General features: G+C 36.3%; 23 protein-coding genes. 20 read left to right on the forward strand and 3 right to left on the reverse strand.

The genetic code is table 11. The annotated features are described in order from the left end of the window. The first annotated feature begins 39 nt into the window (after positions 1-39). From GMD78_RS04290 to GMD78_RS04330, 9 genes are all read left to right on the forward strand, one after another. On the forward strand, positions 40-756 hold the full coding sequence (locus GMD78_RS04290; RefSeq protein ID WP_246187554.1) for a GntR family transcriptional regulator: 717 nt from the start codon (positions 40-42) through the stop codon (positions 754-756). 98 nt (positions 757-854) lie between these two features. Beyond that, on the forward strand, positions 855-2,009 hold the full coding sequence (locus GMD78_RS04295) for an SIS domain-containing protein (protein WP_155667448.1): 1,155 nt from the start codon (positions 855-857) through the stop codon (positions 2,007-2,009). Positions 2,010-2,058: 49 nt separating this feature from the next. Next, the gene (gene agaV / locus GMD78_RS04300) at positions 2,059-2,538 is read left to right on the forward strand and encodes a PTS N-acetylgalactosamine transporter subunit IIB (protein ID WP_155667450.1); all 480 of its coding nucleotides are present in this window, start codon (positions 2,059-2,061) and stop codon (positions 2,536-2,538) included. Between the two features lie 39 nt (positions 2,539-2,577). Continuing rightward, a complete protein-coding gene (gene agaW, locus GMD78_RS04305) occupies positions 2,578-3,348 on the forward strand; it encodes a PTS N-acetylgalactosamine transporter subunit IIC (protein ID WP_155667451.1) in 771 nt (256 codons plus the stop codon). Beyond that, positions 3,338-4,153, forward strand: coding sequence for a PTS system mannose/fructose/sorbose family transporter subunit IID (locus GMD78_RS04310; protein WP_155667454.1), 816 nt, complete (start codon positions 3,338-3,340; stop codon positions 4,151-4,153). The genes agaW and GMD78_RS04310 overlap by 11 nt, the downstream gene beginning before the upstream one ends. 107 nt (positions 4,154-4,260) lie before the next feature. Continuing rightward, positions 4,261-4,677 carry a PTS sugar transporter subunit IIA gene (locus tag GMD78_RS04315; RefSeq protein ID WP_155667456.1) on the forward strand — a complete coding sequence of 139 codons (417 nt, stop codon included), beginning with the start codon at positions 4,261-4,263 and terminating at the stop codon, positions 4,675-4,677. 27 nt (positions 4,678-4,704) lie between these two features. Then, the gene (nagA, locus tag GMD78_RS04320; protein ID WP_155667458.1) at positions 4,705-5,850 is read left to right on the forward strand and encodes an N-acetylglucosamine-6-phosphate deacetylase; all 1,146 of its coding nucleotides are present in this window, start codon (positions 4,705-4,707) and stop codon (positions 5,848-5,850) included. Between the two features lie 67 nt (positions 5,851-5,917). Further along, entirely contained in the window at positions 5,918-6,775 is an 858-nt protein-coding gene (locus GMD78_RS04325; RefSeq protein WP_155667460.1) for a tagatose-bisphosphate aldolase subunit GatY, read from the forward strand. 63 nt (positions 6,776-6,838) lie between these two features. Then, positions 6,839-7,771: a hexose kinase gene (locus GMD78_RS04330; protein ID WP_155667462.1), complete on the forward strand. Its 933-nt coding sequence runs from the start codon at positions 6,839-6,841 to the stop codon at positions 7,769-7,771. A 105-nt stretch (positions 7,772-7,876) separates the two neighbouring features. Here GMD78_RS04330 and GMD78_RS04335 read toward each other — a convergent pair whose 3' ends face one another. Next, the gene (locus GMD78_RS04335) at positions 7,877-9,532 is read right to left on the reverse strand and encodes a M4 family metallopeptidase (RefSeq protein ID WP_155667464.1); all 1,656 of its coding nucleotides are present in this window, start codon (positions 9,530-9,532) and stop codon (positions 7,877-7,879) included. 344 nt (positions 9,533-9,876) lie between these two features. On the opposite strand from GMD78_RS04335, the gene GMD78_RS04340 reads away from it, so the two are divergent. Then, positions 9,877-10,848, forward strand: coding sequence for a sugar-binding transcriptional regulator (locus GMD78_RS04340; protein ID WP_246187555.1), 972 nt, complete (start codon positions 9,877-9,879; stop codon positions 10,846-10,848). A 216-nt stretch (positions 10,849-11,064) separates the two neighbouring features. Here GMD78_RS04340 and GMD78_RS04345 read toward each other — a convergent pair whose 3' ends face one another. Both GMD78_RS04345 and GMD78_RS04350 read right to left on the reverse strand, forming a co-directional pair. Continuing rightward, positions 11,065-12,105 (reverse strand): alcohol dehydrogenase catalytic domain-containing protein, encoded by a 1,041-nt coding sequence (locus GMD78_RS04345; RefSeq protein ID WP_155667466.1) that lies wholly within the window; start codon positions 12,103-12,105, stop codon positions 11,065-11,067. Between the two features lie 11 nt (positions 12,106-12,116). Further along, entirely contained in the window at positions 12,117-13,769 is a 1,653-nt protein-coding gene (locus GMD78_RS04350) for a glycerol-3-phosphate dehydrogenase/oxidase (RefSeq protein ID WP_155667468.1), read from the reverse strand. Between the two features lie 254 nt (positions 13,770-14,023). On the opposite strand from GMD78_RS04350, the gene GMD78_RS04355 reads away from it, so the two are divergent. From GMD78_RS04355 to lpdA, 10 genes are all read left to right on the forward strand, one after another. Then, a complete protein-coding gene (locus tag GMD78_RS04355) occupies positions 14,024-14,971 on the forward strand; it encodes a sugar-binding transcriptional regulator (RefSeq protein ID WP_155667470.1) in 948 nt (315 codons plus the stop codon). Between the two features lie 96 nt (positions 14,972-15,067). Beyond that, positions 15,068-15,460, forward strand: a complete 393-nt coding sequence (locus GMD78_RS04360) for a transcriptional regulator GutM (protein WP_155667472.1) — start codon at positions 15,068-15,070, stop codon at positions 15,458-15,460. Between the two features lie 81 nt (positions 15,461-15,541). Beyond that, positions 15,542-16,072 carry a PTS glucitol/sorbitol transporter subunit IIC gene (srlA, locus tag GMD78_RS04365; RefSeq protein ID WP_155667474.1) on the forward strand — a complete coding sequence of 177 codons (531 nt, stop codon included), beginning with the start codon at positions 15,542-15,544 and terminating at the stop codon, positions 16,070-16,072. Between the two features lie 29 nt (positions 16,073-16,101). Beyond that, positions 16,102-17,157: a PTS glucitol/sorbitol transporter subunit IIB gene (gene srlE, locus GMD78_RS04370; protein WP_155667476.1), complete on the forward strand. Its 1,056-nt coding sequence runs from the start codon at positions 16,102-16,104 to the stop codon at positions 17,155-17,157. A gap of 387 nt (positions 17,158-17,544) precedes the next feature. Beyond that, positions 17,545-17,913 (forward strand): PTS glucitol/sorbitol transporter subunit IIA, encoded by a 369-nt coding sequence (locus GMD78_RS04375; RefSeq protein ID WP_155667478.1) that lies wholly within the window; start codon positions 17,545-17,547, stop codon positions 17,911-17,913. Positions 17,914-17,943: 30 nt separating this feature from the next. Beyond that, complete coding sequence (locus tag GMD78_RS04380) at positions 17,944-19,233, forward strand: NAD(P)H-dependent oxidoreductase (RefSeq protein ID WP_155667480.1); 1,290 nt, start codon at positions 17,944-17,946, stop codon at positions 19,231-19,233. A gap of 129 nt (positions 19,234-19,362) precedes the next feature. After that, entirely contained in the window at positions 19,363-20,343 is a 981-nt protein-coding gene (locus tag GMD78_RS04385; protein WP_155667481.1) for a thiamine pyrophosphate-dependent dehydrogenase E1 component subunit alpha, read from the forward strand. Between the two features lie 12 nt (positions 20,344-20,355). Beyond that, positions 20,356-21,339, forward strand: coding sequence for an alpha-ketoacid dehydrogenase subunit beta (locus GMD78_RS04390; protein WP_155667482.1), 984 nt, complete (start codon positions 20,356-20,358; stop codon positions 21,337-21,339). Between the two features lie 12 nt (positions 21,340-21,351). Beyond that, positions 21,352-22,710 carry a dihydrolipoamide acetyltransferase family protein gene (locus GMD78_RS04395; protein ID WP_155667483.1) on the forward strand — a complete coding sequence of 453 codons (1,359 nt, stop codon included), beginning with the start codon at positions 21,352-21,354 and terminating at the stop codon, positions 22,708-22,710. Positions 22,711-22,725: 15 nt separating this feature from the next. Beyond that, positions 22,726-24,102 carry a dihydrolipoyl dehydrogenase gene (gene lpdA / locus GMD78_RS04400; protein WP_155667484.1) on the forward strand — a complete coding sequence of 459 codons (1,377 nt, stop codon included), beginning with the start codon at positions 22,726-22,728 and terminating at the stop codon, positions 24,100-24,102. Positions 24,103-24,137: the final 35 nt, after the last annotated feature.

Consider the following 24,137-nt stretch of genomic DNA (forward strand, 5'->3'; position numbering starts at 1 on the left):
ACCAATGTGATATTAACCTAGGAGGTGAATTTTTGGACTTTGGATAAGACTAATAAAGTACCACTATATTTACAATTAATGGAAGAAATAATTAATAAAATTGATGGTCAAGTCTACCATGAACATGAAAAGTTACCTTCTGAACGAGAGCTTTGTGAGATATATGACTTAAGTCGAATTACTGTTAGACAAGCATTACAAGAACTAGAGCGTGAAGGCTATATTTATAAGCTTCACGGTAAAGGTACGTTTGTTGCTTCGAAATCTATTACACAAAATTTAGTGAAATTATATAGTTTCACTGAAGAGATGAAAAAAATGGGAAAGACACCAACTACCAAAGTATTATCATTTAGTGAAATTGCTCTTGATAATCATCTGGCAAAACAAATGAATTTAGAACCACTAGAAGAAGTATATCAAGTTGTTCGTCTACGTCTGGCAGATGGATCACCACTGATATATGAAACATCCTATTTGCCAAAAAAGTTGTTTCCTAATTTAACAGCAACTGACTTAGTAGAAAAACCTATGTATGATGTTTTTAAAGAGGATTACCAAATCGTTGTTACTAAAGCAATTGAAAGATTTACTGCTTCTTTGATTAGAGAGAATGAAGCACCTCACCTTGGTGTGGAAGTAAGGCAACCCGCTATGATATTAAAACGATTTGCCTATTATCATGATGAATTGATTGAATATACCATCAGTGTCGCACGAGGCGATAAATTTGCTTATACGGTTGAGTTACAATAATAAAGCTCTATTTAAATTATTTTAATAGAGCTTTACTTAAAAACTTACTGGTTATGACATCATTACCAGATAATATTAATAACTTATGGAGGGGCACCATGTTTAATTTGACATCTAAACAATTAGAAGAAATGAAAGCGATTTATACATCGAAAGAAATACTACAGCAACCAAAAGTATGGCGAGAATTAACTCAAAATCTTTCTGATCAGATAGAAACTTTAAGAAATTTTATTGAAACAATCTATTTTAAGCATAGTAATGTACGCATAATATTCACAGGTGCAGGAACTTCAGCTTTTATCGGAGATATACTGGTACCTGAATTAAGAAAGCAAAATCAAGAAAAAGTCCAAATTGAGGCAATACCTACTACAGATATTGTTTCTAATCCTAGTGAGTACTTAATTAAAAATGCTCCAACCATTATGGTTTCGTTTGCGAGGTCTGGAAATAGTCCAGAAAGTGTTGCAGCTGTGAAGCTCGGAAAAGACATTATAGATGAATTTTATCAAGTTGTTATAACCTGTAACAAGAATGGTCAATTGGCTCAGAATACTAAGGATGATATAAAAAGTATTACTGTTTTGACACCTGAAGCTGCACATGATCAAGGGTTTGCAATGACTAGTAGTTTCACAAGTATGGTACTTGCAGCATATCTAATATTCTCTACTAACGTATTCAATGTAAATGAATTAGAACAATCATTTTCAAATGCTGAACAACTATTTGAATCTATTAATGAAACCATTGAAGATATTGTTAATTTTGATTTTGAGCGCATTGTATATCTAGGTTCTGGATTATTAGGGCAATTATCGCACGAAGCAGCATTAAAAATGCTTGAGCTATCTGCAGGTCAAGTAGTTGCTATACATGAATCTTCCCTTGGCTTTAGACATGGTCCTAAATCAATATTAAATGAAAAATCAGTAGTTGTATTGTTTATGTCTCAGAATCCTTATACACGAAAGTATGATTTAGATATTCTACGTGAGTTGTCAGAAGATGATTTATCCAAAATTGTCGTTCTTACAGATAAAAAAGAAGATGAAATAGAACAGCTAGCTGACTGGACAATACCTGTGGGTGATTTAGCAAATGATCTATACCTTGCATTGTTATATGTAACCTTTGCACAAGGGTTAGCATTAAAGAAATCAATTCAATTAGGAATTACACCAGATAATCCAAGTCCGGATGGACGTGTGAATCGCGTTGTGCAAGGTGTAACTATTTATGAAAGATAAAAATAACAGTTTACTAGATTTATATAAACTATAAAAAAGGAGAATGTATATGTCAGGACCTAACATTTTATTAACTAGAATTGATAATCGTTTAATTCATGGACAAGTGGGAGTAACTTGGACAAATCACCTTGGAGCTAATTTAGTCGTTGTTGCAAATAACAAGGTTGCTGAAGATGAAGTCCAACAAAATTTAATGGATATGGTGTTACCCGATACAGTGCAATCACGCTATTTTACATTGCAAAAAACCATTGATGTGATTCATAAAGCATCACCACGTCAAAAGATATTTTTAGTAGTAAAAGATGTACAAGATGCATTAGCCCTAAGAGAAGGAGGGGTTCCTATAGATAATTTAAATATTGGAAATATGCATTATGAAGAAGGGAAAAAACAAATTTCATCAACTGTATCTGTTGATGAAAAGGATATTGCAGCTTTTAAACGACTAGATGAATTAGATGTAAAACTCGACTTACGTGGTGTGCCAAGTGAGAGAGGTCAAAACATTTTAGATTTACTTTAGGTATTGCTATATAGAAAAAATAATAAGGGAGGCAAACATATGTTATTAGAAGCATTATTAATTGCTCTGTGGGCTGGAATTGTGGGGATTGATCTTTTTAATGGTCTTACACACATTCACCGTCCAGTAGTTACAGGGCTAGTCGTCGGGATTATTTTAGGAGATGTTACTACCGGTTTAATTGTAGGTGGTACATTAGAGTTGATTTGGATGGGAATGGTACCACTGGCTGGTGCACAACCACCAAATGTAGTTATTGGTGGGGTAATAGGTACAGCATTCGGTATTATTATTGGTCAAGATCCGAATGTCGCCGTTGGAATTGCTATTCCATTTGCAGTTGCAGTACAAGGATTAATTACATTGTTTTTCACTATTTTTTCACCAGTTATGCATAAAGCAGACCAATTCGCTCTGGAGGGTAATTATAAGGGGATAGAGAGAATAAATTATCTTGGATTAGCAATATTGTTCGTATTTTATGCAGTAATTGCATTCTTGCCAATATTCTTTGGAGCAGAACAAGCATCTGCATATGTTGAAACAGTTCCACAATGGATACTTGATGGACTATCTATTGCAGGTGGAATAATGCCAGCAATTGGTTTTGCCATGTTATTAAAAATTATGATGAAAGTCGAATATATTATGTTCTTTATTGTGGGGTTTGTTTTAGCTGCTTACTTGAACTTACCAATTTTATCAATTGCATTAATTGGTCTAGCTATCGCACTTTATGATTTCTATCAAAACAAAAAAGGAAATAACAATAGCGGACCTCGAGAGGAGGAAATAACAGATGGAATCTAACATATATGAAGATAATACATCAGCTCAAGAATTATCAGCAAGACAGTTAAGACATTTAGCCTGGAGATCATTATTATTACAAGCATCATTTAACTATGAACGTATGCAAGCTGCAGGGTGGTTATACTCTCTATTACCTGGATTGCGTTATATTCATAAAAATAAAAAAGATTTAAGCAAATCCATGAAAGATCATATGGAATTCTTTAATACGCACCCGTTCTTAGTAACATTTATTATGGGTGTGATACTCGCTATGGAGCAAAAGAAGGAAGATAGAGAAGCTATTCGAGGAATTAAAATCGCAATGATGGGTCCACTAGGTGGAATTGGGGATGCAATGTTCTACCTAACTTTATTACCTATTACCGCGGGTATAGGTGCTTCGTTAGCCATTGAAGGTAATGTATTTGGACCTATAGTATTTTTGCTTCTATTTAACTTAGTTCATTTTGGAGTACGCTTTGGATTAATGAACTATGGTTACAAAATGGGTGTAAAGGCAATTTCGAAACTTAAAGAGGGAACTCAATTTGTTTCTCGTGCTGCATCTATTGTTGGTTTAACAGTTGTTGGTGGTTTAATAGCAACATACGTAGCATTTAATGTAAGTTATGTTTGGAAGTCAGGAGAAGCTGAACTAGCAATTCAAGCTGATGTTTTAGACCAAATTATGCCAGCTATGCTTCCTTTAGGGTATACGTTATTAATGTATTGGTTGTTAAAGAAAGGTCGCTCTCCTATTACTCTAATTGGAATTACAGTGATTGTAGGGCTGCTTGGGGCATATTTTAACATTTTATAATTAATTATAGATGGTTCACAATTAGAATTTCATTATAAAGAATTTGAAAGAAAGTACTAAGGTAATCTTCAGTTTCATAATTAGACATCATTGAAAGGGATGAAAGTATGATCGGTATTGTTCTAACTGGACACGGAGCATTTCCAAACGGAATGCTTGAATCTGTACAGCTCATTGCTGGTGAAGTAAAACAGGTACGCATCGTACCGTTTAAAGAAGATCAGGATAAACTAAAGGATGAATTGGAACAAGCAATAAAAGAGGTTGATACAGGGTCTGGCGTTGTTTGTTTTGCGGACTTAGCTGGTGGAACACCTTTTAATGTAAGTAGTCGTGTAGCAGCTACAAAATCTAATGTAAAGGTTATTGGTGGTGTCAATTCACCTATGCTATTAAGTGGCTTATTTCAACGTGAGCTTCATTTAGATGATTTTATTAATAGGGTATTACACGATGGCAAAGAAAATATAAAGGAATTCGCAGTGAATAAGAAGGAAATAGAAGAAAGCGAAGAAGGAATCTAGTAAAAGTATAAAAAGGAAGTTTACTATATGACCTATTATATAAAAGCTGATCGATTCTTACTTGAACATGAAGAGAAGCTTGGAGGGTATTTACAAATAGAGGAAGGAAGATTTGGTGAATTTGTAGAGGCCACTCCTAAAAATGCAAAGATTATAGATTGGACTGGGCATACCATTGCCCCTGGCTTATTTGATACACATATCCATGGAATAAATGGATATGACATTATGGATGGCACTTCTGAAGCGGTTCATGAAATCTCAAAAGCTATTTTACCATTAGGAGTTACTCGTTTCTTGCCAACTACGTTGACGTCATCAAAGGAAGATTTGAAACAATCAATAATTAGTGTTACTGAAGCTGTTCAAGAAGAATTAACTGGAGCTAAGTCAGAAGGAATATTTTTAGAAGGTCCTTACTTTACTGATAAACATAAAGGAGCTCAAAATCCTAATTATTTTCGTGATCCAAACATTAATGAATTTCAAGAATGGCAAGACCTATCTGGTGGAACTATTGTAAAAATCGCGTTAGCACCAGAACGGAACAAAGCTGTAGAATTCACGAAAAAAGTAACTGAAAGCGGAGTATTAGTTAGTATTGCTCATACAGAAGGGTCATATGAATGCTGTCATGAATTGATAGATTCTGGGGCTCGAAACTATGTTCATTTATTTAACGGGATGACTGGTTTACATCATCGTGAACCAGGGGTTGTAGGTGCAGCACTTACTGATTCACGTGCATTTACAGAGTTAATATGTGATGGGTTTCATGTACATCCAAAAGTAGCTGTATTAGCTAGTCAAGTGAAAGGTGATAAATTAACATTAGTTACCGATTGCATGCGTGCAGGGTTAATGCCTGATGGACAATATGATTTGGGTGAGTTTTCAGTTGTAGTGAAGGATGGTATGGCGAAGACGGAGAGTAATTCATTGGCCGGTAGTACATTACAGCTAATTGAAGGTGTAAAGAACTTACAGCAATGGAGCGAAATTCCATTGTATAAAGTCTGGCATAAAGGATCGTTATCTCCAGCAAAAAGCCTTGGACGTGAACATGAGATTGGTAGTATCACTACTGGAAAAATAGCTGATTATGTAGTCCTTGATTCTAACATTAACGTTCAAGCTGTAGCAATTGCAGGTGAAATAAAGTTTGAAAGATAAATAGTTATCCATATTATATAAATTGTTTTCATCAGCGATTAGACACATTTCTAGGAGGAAATTTATCATGGGATTTGTTCAAAATACAAAAGAAATGCTATTAAAAGCAAGAAGAGAAGGTTATGCTGTTCCAGCATTTAATATTCATAACTTAGAAACCGTACAGACTGTAGTGGAAGCAGCAGTAGAAATGAAGTCCCCAGTGATATTAGCAGCAACCCCTGGGACAATGAAATATGCTGGTCGGGCATACATCCAAGGAATCGTAGAAGTCGCAGCAAAAGAAAATGATATTCCAATTGCATTACATTTAGATCACCATGAAACATTAGAATCTATTAAGGAATCACTAAAATTAGGTACAAAATCAGTAATGATTGACGGTTCACATCATTCCTTTGAGGAGAACATTGAGCTTTCTAGAAAGGTTGCAGAGACAGCACATAACTATGATGCTACTGTGGAGGCAGAACTTGGAAAGTTAGTTGGTCAAGAGGATGACCTAGTAATTGAAGCAAAAGATGCTGCTTACACTGATCCGGATACAGTAGTTGAATTTGTTAGGCGAACTGGTGTTGATTCACTTGCTGTTGCAATAGGAACAGGTCATGGTTTATATGAAACTGAACCTAACTTAGACTTTGATCGTCTTGAAAAAATTAGGAAATTAGTAGACGTACCTATAGTATTACATGGTGCCTCAGGTATATCAAAAGAGGATGTTCGTAAATGTATTGAGCTAGGGTGCGCTAAGGTAAATATTTCAACTGAATTAAAAATACCATTCTCTACTGGGTTACGTAATCACTTAATTAATAACCCAAACGAAACTGATCCAAGAAAATATTTCGGACCAGCTAAACAAAAAATGAAAGAAGCGGTTATCGAAAAAATATTAATATGTAAGAGTGATGGCAAAGCATAATAAATTAGTAGAATGGAGTGGGATGGTGTTCCCACTCCATTTATTATAAGGAGTGAGCATGATATGATCTTAACCGTAACGTTAAATCCGTCAGTTGATATTAGCTATAAACTAAAGGAATTTAACATAGACACAGTAAATAGAGTGTCAGATATTTCGAAAACAGTAGGTGGTAAAGGGTTAAATGTAACTAGAGTTCTTAATCAATTACATGAGGATGTAGCAGCAACTGGTTTTATAGGAGGAAGTTTAGGAGCATTCATCCGTAATGAGATTACAAAAAAAAATATTCAAGATAAATTTATAAAAATAGATGGTGAAACACGTAATTGTATAGCTATTATACACGAAGGTAAACAAACAGAAATATTAGAGAGTGGACCAACAATTAGTTCTGAGGATTCAGATGCACTTTTATATAATTTTAATACTTTCATTAAAAAAGCGGAGATTGTTACAATTTCTGGTAGTTTACCTGTTGGATTGCCAGAAGAGTATTATGAAAAATTACTAGGGATAGCAATGAATAATAATACCCCTGTTCTTCTTGATACGAAAGGGGAATTACTTTCCAAAACGTTGCAAGGAAAGAGTATGCCTTTTTTAATTAAACCAAATAGTGATGAATTAGGAGAACTGCTTGGTAAAAATATAAGTACTCTATACGAAGTAGTGGAGGCTATAGATAATCCGTTATTTAACAAGGTACCATGGGTTGTTGTAACATTGGGTTCTAAAGGTGCGATCGTAAAACACCAAGACAATATATATAGAGTAAGAATACCGAAAGTTGATATTTTGAATCCAGTTGGATCAGGAGATTCAGTTATTGCTGGATTTGCTGCAGGTCTACATCGAAATCTAAAAGAAGTAGAATTAATAAAGTTTGGAATAACGATGGGTGTATTAAATGCAATGGAGGAAGAAACGGGGTGTATTAATTCAGATAATATTGAGTGGTGTAGAAAAGAAATTATGGTAGAAAAAGTACTATAAAGTGAAATAGTTAGTACAGGTGACGAAACATATCTAGGATAAACCTAGATATTGTGATGTAACACAAAATCCAATGGTATATATACCATTGGATTTTGTAATAACTTAGTAAATTCCCACCTGATCAAATCCACTCTCTACAGCTGCAACTTCATCGCTACCTTCGCCATAAATATCAGCCGCGGACTGTACAATAGCATTTCTAGCATCACTAAAGTCTGATGTTGGAGTTAGATATACAGTTAATGCACGGTAGTAGATTTGTCCAAGTTTTTGTTTCCCAATTTCCTCACCAATTAAGTATGCAGCATGGTTGGTAATAGAAGAGTTAACGTGTACACCACCATTATCGACATAAATTGGCATATCGTAGTACTCATCCATATGCTCAGGATACATTCCGTTACCATATGGAGCTCTTTGTTCAGATACTGGGAATTTGCTTGGGTTACTTAGACTACGTAAAGCAGTTCGTCCTTCTTCAATAGAAGGTGGAGCCATAATATCTTCACCCATTTCCCAATCATCTTCATCGATTAACGCACCGAACACATCAGCGAATGATTCGTTAAGTGCTCCTGACTGGAAGCGGTACTGTAGGTTAGCAGTATGAGTGATTACACCATGTGTCATCTCATGTGCAGCAACGTCTAGACCTGCAGATAGAGGTACCATAAATTCTCCATCCCCATCTCCGTATGTCATATGACGACCATTCCAGAAAGCATTGTTATAATCTGTTCCATAATGTACGTACGAAATAATCGCCATTCCGTTATCATCTAACGAGTTACGGTCGTGCTCATCCAGATAATATTCATAGACAGTTTCGGAATTAAAGTGTGCGTCTACAGCTGGGCTTTGGTATTCATCCATCCAGGATGAATTATCGTTTTCAAAAATTTCTCCCGTGTTGTGATCAAATGTGTAAATTCCTTCTAGGTTTTCATGAGACTCATCATATAATTTAAATGTTGTAGCACCACCTGATGTTACTTCTTGTGTTGTGTGTATATGGCGAAGATCTCCATGAACCCCTTCACCTACACCTTTATGATGTTTCTTTTTGATATCTTCTGTATGCAATAATGCATTGTACTTATCGACTACCTCACCAGTATTGGCATCAACGAATACAAACCAGTTACCGGGTTCATCTCCCAAGAAGGTTAGATTTACCTTGTAAACTAGATTGTTCTGTTCTTCAAATGGATATACAACAAGTTCTGATGAAGGTTCATAGCTTAATTCAACTGGAGCTTGTACCGCTGATTTAGCTACTTTTAATGCATCTTCAGCTTGTACAGATGCATTGGTGCTTAAGGATTCAATTTCTGCATTTTTGTTATAATGTCCATTTACACCAACTACTTCATGATCTTTGTTGAAGTGAACGATGATTTCCGCTCCATCTACTGGAACATTATTTTTCATTTGTTGGAAGCGGATATGTGTCATTCCTAATTCATCTTCTTGGATTGTTTTAACGTTGAGGTTAGCTTGTGGATTTTTAATTCCTAGTTTCGTTTCATGTTTACTCAAGTAATCTACTGCATTAGTAGTATTACTAGATGCATATTTTTCTGCGTGTTTCTCCTTGACGAAGATCGGAACGTTAGACTTCTCATTCCATTCCTTTTGAACTTGTTCACTAAGAGGTGTAAAAGATTCATGTGGCTTGGCCAATACCTCACTGACTGAGAATGAGCCTGCTACAATTGCTGAGGATAAAATGACCGGAATAATTTTTTTCTTATTCATCTATTTCCCTCCTAAAATTTGAATTGAATTCATTATAGAATAAAATAGTTTGTATTACATGATTATTTAGAACTGATTTAATATTATGTAAATTACTATATTTTACTCATAAAAAAATAGATTCATGGTGCTTTTTACCTCATGAATTAGGTAGTTAATTCTAGTAAAAATCCTAGTATTTTAAAGGAATCTACTAGATAAGTGTCGAAATAATAGGATTAATAGTTTGAATATTACGTATTAAGAACTAAGGTATTCGACAAAATTCGAGGAGTGACAGGCACCGGGAATTTTCTTGACAGTACTATGGAATCGTTTTATTCTTGGGGTAGATATTAGTTTAAATGGAAATGAGCGATTATATGTTAAGTTGGGAAGATCGACGACTAATGGTTAAAGTCGCTATGTTGTATTATTTTGAAGGTTGGACACAAGCAGAGATTGCCGCAAGAAATAATGTCTCACGTCCGGTGATTTCTAAGCTACTGAATACAGCTAAAAAAGAAGGCATAGTCGAGATATACATTAAAGATGAAACATTCCATACGGTGGAATTAGAACAGAAAATAATTAAGAAATTTGGATTAAAGGAAGTAATTGTTGTATCAACTGCCGGTTTTGCACCGGAAATGGCTAAGCGTCAGCTTGGTAAAACAGGTGCTTCGTATATAGCTAATCATACTAAGGAAGTAAAAAGCTTAGGAATATCATGGGGAACAACACTTCTATCTTTAGTGGCAGAGTACCCATATGAACACAAAGAAGATGTCCATATTGTTCCGATAGTAGGTGGAATGGGGAGTGAATATGTTCATCTTCATTCCAATCAACTTGCTTTTAACTTAGCACAGAAGATGAATACTACTTGTTCTTACCTCTACGCTCCAGCGATGGTAGAGTCAAATGATTTAAAAGAACGGCTCGTTAGTTCCAAAGATATTGCCCATGTTTTGGAAGAAGGTAAGAATGTCGATATGGCAGTAGTTAGTATTGGAAATCCATTTAAAGGGGCAACGATGGAGAAGATCGGTTATCTTGGTCCAGATGACCTTGCGTCATTACGTAAGGCTGGTGCAGTAGGAGATATAAGCTCTCGTTTCTATGATGCAGTTGGAAAGGAATTAGACCATCCTTTAAATCAGCGAGTTATTGGATTAAACTTAGATGATATAAAAAAGATCCCTGAAGTTGTTGGAATTGTAGAAGGCTCTTACAAGCTAGAAAGTATTGAAGCCGCACTTCAAGGTGGTTATCTTGATGTATTAATTACTGATGATCGTACAGCTCAAGAATTAGCAGATAGTCATAACTTATAAATAATATTTACATTCATAGTAGACCATCATAACGAGATCATAAATAAAAGGTACTGTGACAGTCAAGTAACGATGAATGATCGTAATTATTTTGTGCTTAAGAAGATTCCCAGATAGGGATCAGTAACACTTATTTTTGATGTGATACATTTATAAAGTTGACAAGAAACATAGGGGAATACAATAGTAAAAAACTAGAATGTATTCCCTTTATTCTTATTCACAAGGTTTAACCACACACTTCAACCCTTCTTTACGGAGTGCAGTTTGAAATGCTTTTTCTGTATCCTTCAAAGGGAAGGTATGGGTAACAAAAAATGAAAAATCAATTAGTCCTTCATCAATCCATTTCACGGATTCTACATGTAAATCCCTCGGTGCCCCATGTGTTCCAACTACCTTCAAATGTTTATAAATAAAGTGATTCGTATTAATAGGTATCTCGTCTAGATGTTTAATCCCAGCAAAATAAAGGACACGGCCACCAGTTCTTGCAAGTTCCAGTGCTTCCTTTTGAACCTCTGCAGAAGGAGCAGTGACAATAACCACATCTGCTCCCAAGCCATTCGTTTCAGCCTTAACCTTTGTAAATGTATCTGAATTACTTGGATCAATCACTATATCAGCACCAATATCTAATGCCAATTGTTGTCTGGGCTTAGAGCGTTGAATGGCGATTACTTTTGCTGCTCCCATTCGCTTTGCTGCTGCCATGTACATGCAACCTATCGCACCTGCACCATAAACTACGACTGTATCACCTGCATTGATCTCAACTTCACGTAACCCATTTAACACACACGCAAAAGGTTCGGATAAACTTGCTAGTTCGTATGAGGTATTGTCAGAAATTTTAAGAATGGAACCATACTCTACAAACTCTCTAGGAAGGACCACAAATTCTGCAAAACCACCATCCACCTGGTATCCAATGGACTCTCCTTTGACACACAAATGTCCCTCGTTTTTTTGACAATATAAGCAAACTCCACAAGGGATGTGAGCCCAAAGCGTTACCCGGTCCCCTTTGTTAAATCGTTTCACGTGAGATCCCGTTTCAACAATCTCACCAGCGATTTCGTGTCCAGTTACTCTTGGATAATCGATTCGTTTATCGCTATTTTGATAGATACGTAGATCGGAGCCACAAACCCCTGTAGCATATATCTTCAACAGCACTTCATGCTCAGAAATAGTGGGATATTTTCGTTCTTGGTATTCCAAAGTTTCCTTACCTGTTAGTGCAACAACATGCATACCTTCTCCTCCTATTCTGATTTAAAATTCAACGCTTTTTTAATTAGATAATGCATTTTTCGTTTCTCTTCTTCTTTTTGCACGTTATTCCAATTCAATAAAGAGGATGCCTCACTTGACACAATATCTAATGTACGTTTCACTTTTTCCAAATCAAATAATAGATAGCTAGTTCTACGATCATAAAAGTCAGATAGAGTTGAAACCATTTCGTGTTCTACCGTGTATTTTAATTCACCTAAGATGTTTCGTTGCTTTTTTTCCATATCTGGGCGATAAGAAGCTATGGTTTGCAGGACTTTACCTGTATTTGATCCGTAACGCATTACATAATTATTTACTTCTTCTTCTGTTAAATCGAGTTCCTGATAGTAACCGTGAATACGATTTGCATAGGAATTCATCTCGCCTGCATGGTTAAATTGAGAGCCAGATAATTTTATTTTATCGGTTTTCGTAGGTTGGATTAACCTGCTTTCTTTTTTCTCAATGTATTGTAGAACGCGCTCAGCCATTTTACGATATCCTGTCAGTTTTCCACCAGCTATCGTTACTAACCCACTATCAGATTCGAAAATCTCATCATGACGTGATAACTCTGATGGATTATTTCCATCCTCACCAATTAAAGGACGAATGCCAGCCCAACTAGAAACAACATCATCAACACTAAGGTCTAGGGATGGGAACATATCTTTTAAACAACCAAGTAAATAATGTACTTCAGATAGTTTCACATGAATATCATCCATATCTCCGTAATAACGTGATTCCGTAGATCCAACATATGTGCGATTTCCAACTGGAATGACAGCTATCATTCTGCCTTTATGTTGAAAGTAGATAGAAGATTTGACTGGTAGTGAGTTATGGTCAAACACAATGTGGATTCCCTTGGCAAGGATCATGTATTTCCCTGAAACGGGACGATCTTTCCTCCGAACAACATCTACCCATGGACCTGCAGCATTAATAATATGTTTAGCATAAGCTGTAAAGATATTTCCTTTAACATGGTCTTTCACTACGATCCCTTTTACCTTATTGTTTTCGTCTTTTAAAAACTCAGTCATTTCTGCATAGTTAAGGACAACAGCACCTTTTTCTGCAGCAGTTTTGGCAACCTCCATGGTTAATCGACTATCATCCGTTCGGTATTCCACATATTCACCACTACCTTTGACTGTTTTTTCATTGAATAATGGTTCATTTTGCAATGTTCTCTTCTTATTATAAATTGTATGACGTTCTTCCTTTTTAACACCTGCTAGTCGATCATAGAGCGTGAGCCCAGCTTTTAGTGTTACTAGATTATAAGATTCCTTTTTAATTAAAGGAAAATTCATTTTGATTGGATAGACTAAATGTAGGGCATTATTATAAACAATTTCACGCTCTGAACCAGTTTCTTTTACTACTGGAAAGTCAAAGTTTTGTAAGTATTTAAGTCCACCATGAATTAACTTACCTGATCGGCTACTTGTACCAGAAGCAAAGTCATGTCGTTCAACTAAAGCGACCTTTAATCCTCTTGTTATTGCATCTAATGCAATTCCACTACCAGTAATTCCGCCACCAATTACGATGAGATCAAAATTTTCTTGTTCCATTTGTTTGATGGTTTGCTGACGATTTAACGTTGAAAAAGAAGTATTACTAGTCATCCTGATATCCTCCTTTACGAGATTTTATACAAACGTTCAACATAAGATCAAATGTAATATATCATTTAAAGTATATCTTTTGTAATTTTTTTCGTCAATAAAGGGTTTTCATTATAAGCATTATAATTATTAGTTGAGTAAGAAAACAAAATTATAATGAAATTTTTTACAAAAATAATTTGTAAACGATTTCAATTTGAAGAATTTATGTTAATATGTTATCTATCTGTTACATATGTAAAGGGGGAGAAAGAATGGATTTAGATGAACGTCGTTTACTCCTAAAGGTTGCAAAACTATATTATTTCGAGGGATGGACACAGACAGAAATTGCGAAAAAAGTGAATAAATCTAGGCCGATCATTTCCAAATTACTAAAGCAGGCAAAGGAAAAGAAGATAGTAGAGATTTATATAAAAGATGGTTCCGTTCATACCGTTCAATTAGAAAGAATGATAGAAAAAGAGTATGGATTAAAAGAAGCAATTGTAGTATCTACTTCAAATAGTGGTCCAGAAATGGTTATTCGTAAACTAGGAAAAGCGGCTGCTGATTATATCACTAAAAAGCTTGACCAGATTGAATCTGTTGGAATTTCATGGGGGAAATCCGTTCATGCTGTTGTGGAGGCAATTAAATTTCAAGAAAAGAAGCATATACATTTAACACCATTAATTGGCGGGATGGGCCAAGAATACGTTCATTATCATTCCAATCATCTTACCTTCCAAATGGCGCAAAAACTAAACACGACTTCTGCTTATCTATATGCACCAGCAATGGTAGAAAATGAAGATCTCAGAAATCATATCATCCATTCTAAGGATGTGTGTGACGTATTAACGAAAGGAAAACAGGTAGATTTAGCTATTGTTGGTGTAGGGAATCCTAACGTTGGTTCTACACTTACAGAAATGGGGTATTTAAGTGAAAGTGATCAGCAAAGTTTACTAGAGTCAGGGGCAATAGGCGATATAAACTCTAACTTTTATGATCAAAATGGAGAGGCAGTAATACATTCGTTAAACGAGAGAACAATTGGTATCAATTTACAAGATATGAAGGATATCCCAGAGGTAATAGCGATTGTAAGTGGAGCGCATAAAGTGCAAGCATTACATGTAGCCTTAAAGCGAGAGTACGTAACTACAGTGGTGTTAGACGATAGTACAGCTATAGCACTTACAAATTTAAATAATTAAATATATAAAAAACATTGACAATAACTTGAAAGCGCTTTATCATATTTTTACAAAGGTAATAAATAATTACTATTGTAAAAAAAGGGGGGTAAAACAGTGTGGGGGAATTTTATATTAATTTTTGCTTTAATCTGGGGATTACAGTTTCTAATGACTCAATTACAGGTGAAACACTATCGTTCACATATTAGAGAGTTTACTAAAAGGGAGTCTGGATATTTAGGGACTGGATATTATAAAAAAACCTTAGGTACTGGAGCGCTTGTTTTACTAGTATGTGATGAACAGTTGCAAATAGTTGAAGCAAAAGTTATGAAAGGTATTACGGTTTTTGCTAGATTTAAAGATCGCAGAGAGTTAATAGGGAAAAACTTATTGGAAAGTAAAAATTCTGAATTTTTAAGTAATAAAGAAAAGAACGCTTTATATGGTGCAATTCAAATGATTGAAAAAGAACTTAACAAAGAAAAAGCTCAAGTGTCAGTTTAGAAAGGTACGGTGAAGAGGGAAGACTTGATATTTTATGGACACTAGAACTAGATATTGTAAAAAAAGAAAGGGGAATGAAGAATGGATTTCTTAATTTCAGTAGCTGAAGGCTTTATCGGTATGTTCCAAGAAGGCGGAGACACATTTATGGGATTAGTAACTGGTATCATTCCGATGCTTGTTGTCTTAATCACTGCAGTAAATGCACTAATTAAATTTATTGGAGAAGAACGAGTTAATCGTTTTGCACAAAAATGTACAAAGTATTTCATTTTGCGTTATACAGTGTTCCCGTTTTTAGCAGTATTTTTCTTAACAAACCCAATGTGTTATACATTTGGTCGTTTCTTACCAGAAAAACAAAAACCTGCATTCTATGATTCTGCTGTATCATTTGTACATCCAATTACAGGATTATTTCCACATGCGAACCCTGCAGAGTTATTCGTTTATATGGGGGTTGCTGCAGGTATTACAGAACTAGGGTTATCACTTGGACCATTGGCACTTCGATTTCTACTAGTTGGTATCGTAGTAATGTTAATAAGAGGATTAGTAACTGAAATCATCACTGATCGCATGCTAAAAGCAAGAGCAAAAAATGTAGCATAATCGTTTAGAAATTAAAGGGAGGCGTACACATGAGCGAATATAAAGCTGTCAGAGTAAATAAAGGTCCTTCTGGTTGGGGTGGACCGTTAGTTATAAAACCTACTGATGAACAAAAATATATTATTTCAGTAACTGGTGGAGGAATTCACAGGGTAGCACAGGAACTAGCAGACCGTACTGGTGGAATTGCTATTGACGGTTTTGAAAAATCTGTTCCCAAAGAACAAATTGCTGCTGCAGTTATTAATTGTGGTGGTACTGCACGTAGTGGTGTTTATCCAAGAATGGGTGTTAAAACTATAAACACGTTTAGTAACTCACCATCTGGACCATTACTGAAATTTATTAATGAAGGAAACTTTGTATCAGGTGTTGAAAGTGCAAGTCAATTTGAAGAACTTGATGCAGAAGAAGCAAGTGCAGCAGCAGTTGAAGAATCGCTTGAAGAACATGACCGTTTAGATAAAAATGTTGCAAAGCAATTAAAAGAAGAAGCGAAAGCAAAAGTTACTGAGCAAAAGTCTGCAAATGAAAATGGAAAAAAGAAAAATCCAATCATGCGTTTCATAGAAGTACTAGGAAATAAGGTCGGTAACGTGGTAAGTATCTTCTTCCAATCTGGACGAGATACCATTGAAACAGTTATCAAGAATATTTTACCATTCATGGCATTTGTAAGTGCGTTAATGGGTATCATTACATTTACTGGTATTGGTGACTTTATAGCTGAACTAGTTGCACCAATGGCAACTAGTTTAATAGGTATGTTGATTCTATCCCTAGTTGCAGCAATTCCAGTTATTTCACCATTGCTTGCTCCTGGTGCAGTTATTGCGCAGGTAGTTGGTGTGTTAATTGGGGTAGAAATTGCAAACGGTAATATCCCGCCACAAATGGCATTACCGGCATTATTCGCAATCAACCCACAAGTAGGTACTGACTTCGTACCAGTTGGTTTAACACTTGGAGAAGCAGAACCTGAAACAGTTGAAGTTGGTGTACCAGCCGTATTATTCTCTAGGCTAATCACTGGTCCAATAGCAGTGGTAATCGCATACTTTGCAAGCTTCGGATTATATAGCTAGTAGGTTAATAGATTGTTATTCAACGACATACTGTGACGTTAGGAAAGGTATTCAAATGTTTACAAACATAGAAAGATCTTGATGCACGAGGCGGAGGAGCATAGTAAAAATGTATCCACATTTTCTGTGACTGATGTATGAATGAGGAATATTTCTTGTCCCCGAGCGAAGTTTAAAATGTATTGAACTGCGCCTCGAGCATAATGTACGTATTCTAAAAAATAAAATTCTTTTTCATTGACTATTCAGTGAAATCGTTTTACAATTACAAATGTAACTAGTCGTTACATTTGTAATTTTTTTATTTAAAAATTAATATACTACTTAAATATAAAGGAGAAAATTAGGCTTTACAAAGCCAGGATTAATTACGAGGGAGCGATATATATGAGTAATATATTTATAGAATTAAATGTAGTTGAAGTAGGGGAAGAAGCATCACTAATGTTAGACGAAGGTATGATGATTTTATTTAACGATACAGTTCCTGCAGATCTTAAAGGGATTGCAGTAGTACACGATGCTAGTAACATCACTGATGAAATCAAAGTTGGCGACAAATTAGAAATTGATGGTCATTCATTTGAAATATTGTTTGTCGGTGAAAAAGCAAATGAAACGCTAGGTGAACTTGGGCATGCAACATTCAATTTTGATGGGGAAAAGCATTCTGAATTACCAGGTACTATTTGCTTAGAAAAGAAAGCGATACCAGAAATTAAAACAAATTCAGTTATTACCTTTCACAGAGGATAATTTATATAAAACAACTAGGGAGTGGAGAAAATGCTAAATATCAATAGAAAACTAGCTAGATTAGAAAAAGAAGGTTCGTACATTAAAGTTGGTTTAGTTGGTGCTGGACAAATGGGAAGAGGGATGATCTCCCAAATTGAAAGCATGAAAGGAATGCGTGTTGTCATTACTGCTGATTTAGTCGTTGACAATATTACTAATGCTTATAAACATGCTGCAATAAATCCATCTGATATCGTGGAGACAAATGATAGAGAGGCAGCTTCTAGAGCAGTTCGAAATAACAATGTAGTTGCTACTACAGACTCTAAATTAGTTACATCATTACCTGAGGTTGATGTAGTTGTAGATGCAACAGGTGTACCAAATATAGGTGCTGAAATTGCCTGGGATTCGATCCTAAACAATAAACATATTGTTATGTTAAACGTTGAAGCAGACGTAACAGTTGGTCCATTACTTTACAAAATGGCAAATGCAAGTGGTGTTGTTTATACTGGTTCTGCTGGTGATGAGCCTGGAGCAATTATGGAATTATATGACTTTGCAGATGCAATGGGATTCGAAGTAGTTGCATTAGGTAAAGGGAAAAATAACCCACTTAATCTAGAAGCTAATCCAGATTCAGCTGCAGAGGAAGCAAAAAGAAAAGGTTCAGCGCCAAAAATGCTAGCTTCTTTCCAAGATGGTACGAAAACAATGGTGGAGATGAACGCTGTAGCTAATGCTACTGGATTTTTACCAGATCAACCAGGAATGCACGGTTTTGAAGGTACAGTAAAAGAACTACCTGGAATCTTCATTGAAAAAGAAAAAGGTGGACAGTTGAACGGTAGAAAAATTGTGGATTTCGTTAATGGAGTTGCACCTGGTGTATTCGCAATAATTGCTTCTGATAAAGAAGAGGTAAATGCGGAAATGAAATACTTAAGTATGGGAAATGGCCCAAACTATGTGTTATATCGTCCATATCACTTAACTAGCTTGGAAACTCCACTATCTATTGCGAAAGCATATCTAGATAACGAAGCAACAATCGCGCCATACTGTGGCTTACAAGGAGAAACTGTTGCAGTTGCTAAGAGAGACCTGGAAGTTGGTGAGAATCTAGATAGTATTGGTGGATTTACAGTATATGGTAAGCTTCTAAAAGCAACTGTAGCAAGAGAACAAAACGCATTACCTCTAGGTTTAGTTGACCATAATGTTGTAATGAAAAAGTCAATTAAAAAAGGTGAAGTGATCTCTTACGCTGATGTAGAACAAACAAAAGAATCTACTATTTGGAAATTACGAGCAATGCAAGATAGAGAATTTTAAGGAATAAAGATCGCCTCCACACTTCCAAATAAATCAGTGTTGGGGGCTTTGTTTACGCAAAACATACTTCTACGTTAGATTATTGCAAATGTAATCATATAGAACGAATTTAAAGGGAGATGTAAAAAAATGAAAAAAATGAATGTCCCAATTAAAATAACGGATGATAAATTAGTAGATTTATACAAAGAAATGTGGCTAATTAGATATTTTGATGAAAAGGTTGATGAATTTTTCGCAAAAGGTATGATTCATGGTACAACTCATTTAGCAGTAGGTCAAGAAGCAAGTGCATCTGGTGTATGTGCGTTACTAGATGTTGAGGATAAAATTACAAGTACACACCGTGGACACGGACATTGTATTGCAAAAGGTGCAACTGCTGACAAGATGATGGCAGAACTTTTCGGTCGTACAACTGGTTATTGTAAGGGGAAAGGCGGATCTATGCATATCGCGGATGTTGACATGGGGAACCTTGGAGCAAACGGAATTGTAGCAGGTGGAATTCCTTTAGCAGTAGGTTCAGCTTTAACTGCACAAATGAAAAAACAAAAATACGTAACGGTTTGTTTCTTTGGTGATGGTGCAACAAACGAAGGAAGCTTCCATGAAGCAGTAAACCTAGCATCTATTTGGGATTTACCAGTGGTCTTCGTTTGTGAAAATAATCAATACGGAATGTCCGGTCCGGTAAAGGATATGGTGAATGTAGAAGATATCGCAACTCGCGCACAAGCTTATGGAATACCTGGAGTGGTGGCTGATGGTAACGATATCGTAGAAATGATGAATGTGACAGATGAGGCGGTTGAGCGTGCTCGTAAAGGTGAAGGTCCAACATTAATCGAAGCTAAAACCTATCGTTGGAAAGGACATTCAAAGAGTGATGCGAAGAAATATCGAACTCGTGAAGAAGAAAAAGAGTGGCGTGCAAAAGACCCAATCAAACGTTTCAAATCGCAATTAGTAGAATCAGGGCTTTTAACAGAAGAAAAAGCAGAAGAAATTCGTTTAGCAGCAAAGAAAGAAATCGAAGACGCAGTTAAATTTGCAGAAGAAAGTCCAATGCCAACATTAGATGACTTACTAACTGACGTTTATGCATAGGAGGGGTTCATGATGAGAGAGATTACTTATTTAGAAGCAGTACGTGAAGCAATGAGTCAAGAAATGCGTAAAAATGATGACGTATTTATTTTAGGAGAAGATATTGGTGTTTATGGTGGAGCGTTTGGTGTGACTCGTGGGATGATTGAGGAATTTGGTCCGGAGCGTGTTCGTAATACACCAATTAGTGAAGCTGGTATTGCTGGTGCAGCAGTTGGTTCTGCTCTAACTGGTATGCGGCCTATCCTGGAATTACAGTTCTCTGATTTCATTACTATCGCCTTAGATCAGATCGTAAATCAAGCAGCTAAGATCCGTTATATGTATGGGGGGAAAGGGAAAGTTCCAATGGTTGTTCGTACTCCAAGTGGATCAGGTACTGGTGCTGCTGCACAGCACTCCCAAAGTTTAGAAGCCTGGGTAACTCATATTCCTGGACTTAAAGTGATTCAGCCTTCTACTGCGTACGACGCAAAAGGTTTGCTTAAAGCTGCAATGGATGATGATAACCCAGTAATTTTCTATGAGCATAAGTTATTATACAAAACTTCTTCAGATGTGCCAGAAGAGCAGTATAGTATTCCATTAGGTCAAGCAGATGTGAAGCGTAAAGGTACAGATGTAACAGTAGTTGCAACTGCAATTATGGTACACCGTGCACTAGAAGCAGCTGCTGAGCTTGAAAAGGAAGGAATCAGTATAGAGGTTATTGACCCTCGTACACTTGTACCTTTAGATGAAGAAACTATTGTAAAGTCTGTATCTAAAACCGGACGTGTTGTTGTTGTTCATGAAGCGGTTAAACGTGGTGGATATGGCGGAGAAATCGCGAGCATGATTGCAGAAAGTGAAGCATTTGATTATTTAGATGCACCTATTAAACGTCTAGGTGGTGCACCATCTCCAGTACCTTACCATCCAGAACTTGAAAAAGCACATGCTCCACAAGTACCAGATATTATCAAGGCTATTAAAGAAACATTAAATAAGGCATAAGGGGGGATCATCATGGCAAAAGAAGTTTTTATGCCGAAACTAAGTAGTACGATGCAGGTTGGTACCGTGCTTCAATGGTTCAAAGAAGAAGGTGATTCCGTTGAAGTTGGTGAACCACTTTTCGAAATTATGACTGACAAAATAAATATCGAAGTGGAATCCTATGAAGAAGGGATTTTACTTAAACGATACTATGATGTAGATGACGAGGCACCTGTAAATGCAGTTGTCGGATATATTGGTGAGGTTGGTGAAGAAGTACCAAATACACCGCCTGAAGTTGCTGGGGAGAAAGCAGAGGAAGATGAAAGTGCTGAGCCTTCTGTTAATGTTATTACGGATTCATCGAATGATACTTCCTTAGTTGAAGAAGTAGCTGATGAAAATGGCGGAAAAGTTCGTGCAACTCCTGCTGCTAGACGTGTAGCTCGAGAAAACGATGTATCTTTAAGTCTAGTGTCTGGCTCTGGTCCAAGAGGTAGAGTGCACGAGCAGGATGTTGTTATGTACATTGATAGAAATAAAGTTATAGTGACACCACTTGCTGAGAAAATAGCGAAGGAATATGATGTTGATTTAAGTCAGGTTACTGGAAGCGGATCACGAGGTAAGATCGAAAAAGCGGATGTCCTAGCATTTATAGAGTCTCAGAAGGCAGCATCAAGTTCGGTTGCTCCAGCTACCGGTGAACGAGTGAAACTAAAAGGTTTACGAAAAGCAGTTGCGGATAAGATGGTGGAAAGTGTTCGTACCATACCACATGTTACGCTTACAAGTGACGTTGATATGACGAAAGTTATTGAAGTACGTAAAGCATTGTTACCTGTTATTGAAGGTCAAACTGGATACCGTTTGTCTTACACAGAAATCATAATGAAGACTGTTGCTCATGTACTTGGTAACCATCCGAAAGTAAATGCTTCGTTAGTTGAAGACGAAATCGTATACAACAATGATGTTAACATTGGTTTAGCGGTTGCAGTTGAGAATGGATTGATCGTTCCTTCTGTAGAAAAGGCAAACCAAAAAGGATTAGCTGAGCTTACAGAAGTAAGTAAAACATTAGGAGCAAAAGCTAGAGATAACAAGTTAACTCCTAATGAAATGAAAGGTAGCACCTTTACAATTAGTAACTTAGGAATGTATGCAATTGATGGTTTTACGCCAATTATCAATCCACCTGAAACAGCTATTTTGGGTGTTGGTAGAATCGTAGAAAAGCCAGTAGTGGTCGATGGTTCAGTAGAAGTTCGTCCAATGATGGTTCTAAGCCTATCTTTTGACCACCGTGCAATCGATGGGGCACCAGCTGCAGCATTCTTAACAGAAGTAAAGGAATCCTTAGAAGACCCATATAGTCTGTTGGTTTAGGGGGGGGGGAACGACATGAAGAACTTTGACTTAGCTATTGTTGGTGGTGGTCCTGGCGGTTATGTAGCTGCTATTCGTGCTGCAAAATTAGGTCTTTCTGTTGCACTTGTCGAGGGGGGAGACCTAGGTGGTACGTGCTTAAATCGTGGATGTATCCCATCGAAAACATTATTAAAACATGCAGAAGTTTTAAATCAAATTAAAGAAGCTGGAAGCTATGGTATAACGGTTAATGATTTTTCTTTCTCTATTAAGGAGATGATTAACCGTAAGAATAAGGTTGTTAAACAATTGAGAAGTGGAATTCAAGGACTGTTAAGACAAAATAAAATCACCCTTTATCAAGGGTATGGTACGGTTAAGGATGATAAAACAATTTCAGTCGCTACAGACAAAGGGGAAAAGAATCTTCAGGCGAAGAACGTTATTTTAGCTACCGGTTCTAAGCCTTTTGTTCCTAGTATTCCAGGGTTAGATAAGGTCACCTATCATACAAGCGATACTATTTTTGACATTGAGGAAGTACCAAATCATCTAGTAATTGTTGGTGGAGGAGTAATCGGCTTAGAAATAGCTTGTGTATTTAATAGTTTAGGTACAGAAGTTGAGGTCGTCGAAATGTCTGAACGGGTTATTCCAGCTGAAGACCCAGATGCATCTCAGTTTTTGGCAAAACATTTGATGGCAAAAGGGATTAAAATTTATACGGATACTAAAATTACTGGTTTTAACAATGCTGGTCATACTGTTGTAAAAATGGAGAAAGAAGGTAAGAAATTAGAGCTTGTGACAGACAGTGTACTAGTTTCTGTTGGTCGTGAACCGAATGTAATTGGTTTAGACGAACTGTCAGTAGAATGGAATGGTCGATTTGTAAAAGTCGATCATAACATGAGAACTTCTGTAAATGGAATTTATGCGATCGGTGACTTAATTGGTGGATATCAATTAGCTCATGCTGCTAGTGAAGAGGGCATTCTTGCGGTCAATCATATTCTTGGAAACATAAATAAGAAAGATATAGCTATGCCACGATGTGTATATACGTTTCCTGAGATTGCGAGTGTCGGGATGACAGAAGCCGAAGCAAAGGAAGCTGGATACAAAGTGAAGAGCCACAAAGTTGAATTAGCTGGAAATGGTAAAGCAATTGCATCAGGTGAAACTAATGGATTCATGAAGATTATTGCAGAAGAAAAATATGGTGAAATTCTTGGTGTCGTCATGGTTGGTGCGCATGTTACTGAAATGATCAGCCAAGCAACTTCCTTTGTACATTTAGAGGGTACCGTAGAAGAAATGGAATCTATGACTTTCCCACACCCAACTGTATCAGAAGCATTATTCGAAAGTGCAGCAGCATGGTTAGAAAAAGGAATTCATTATAATTAGAATAAAAAGAAGCCGAGTAGATCCGTCACGTCTCC

Origin of the sequence: Ornithinibacillus caprae, from assembly GCF_009728145.1 — a bacterium.
GTDB classification, from domain to species: domain Bacteria; phylum Bacillota; class Bacilli; order Bacillales; family Amphibacillaceae; genus Ornithinibacillus; species Ornithinibacillus caprae.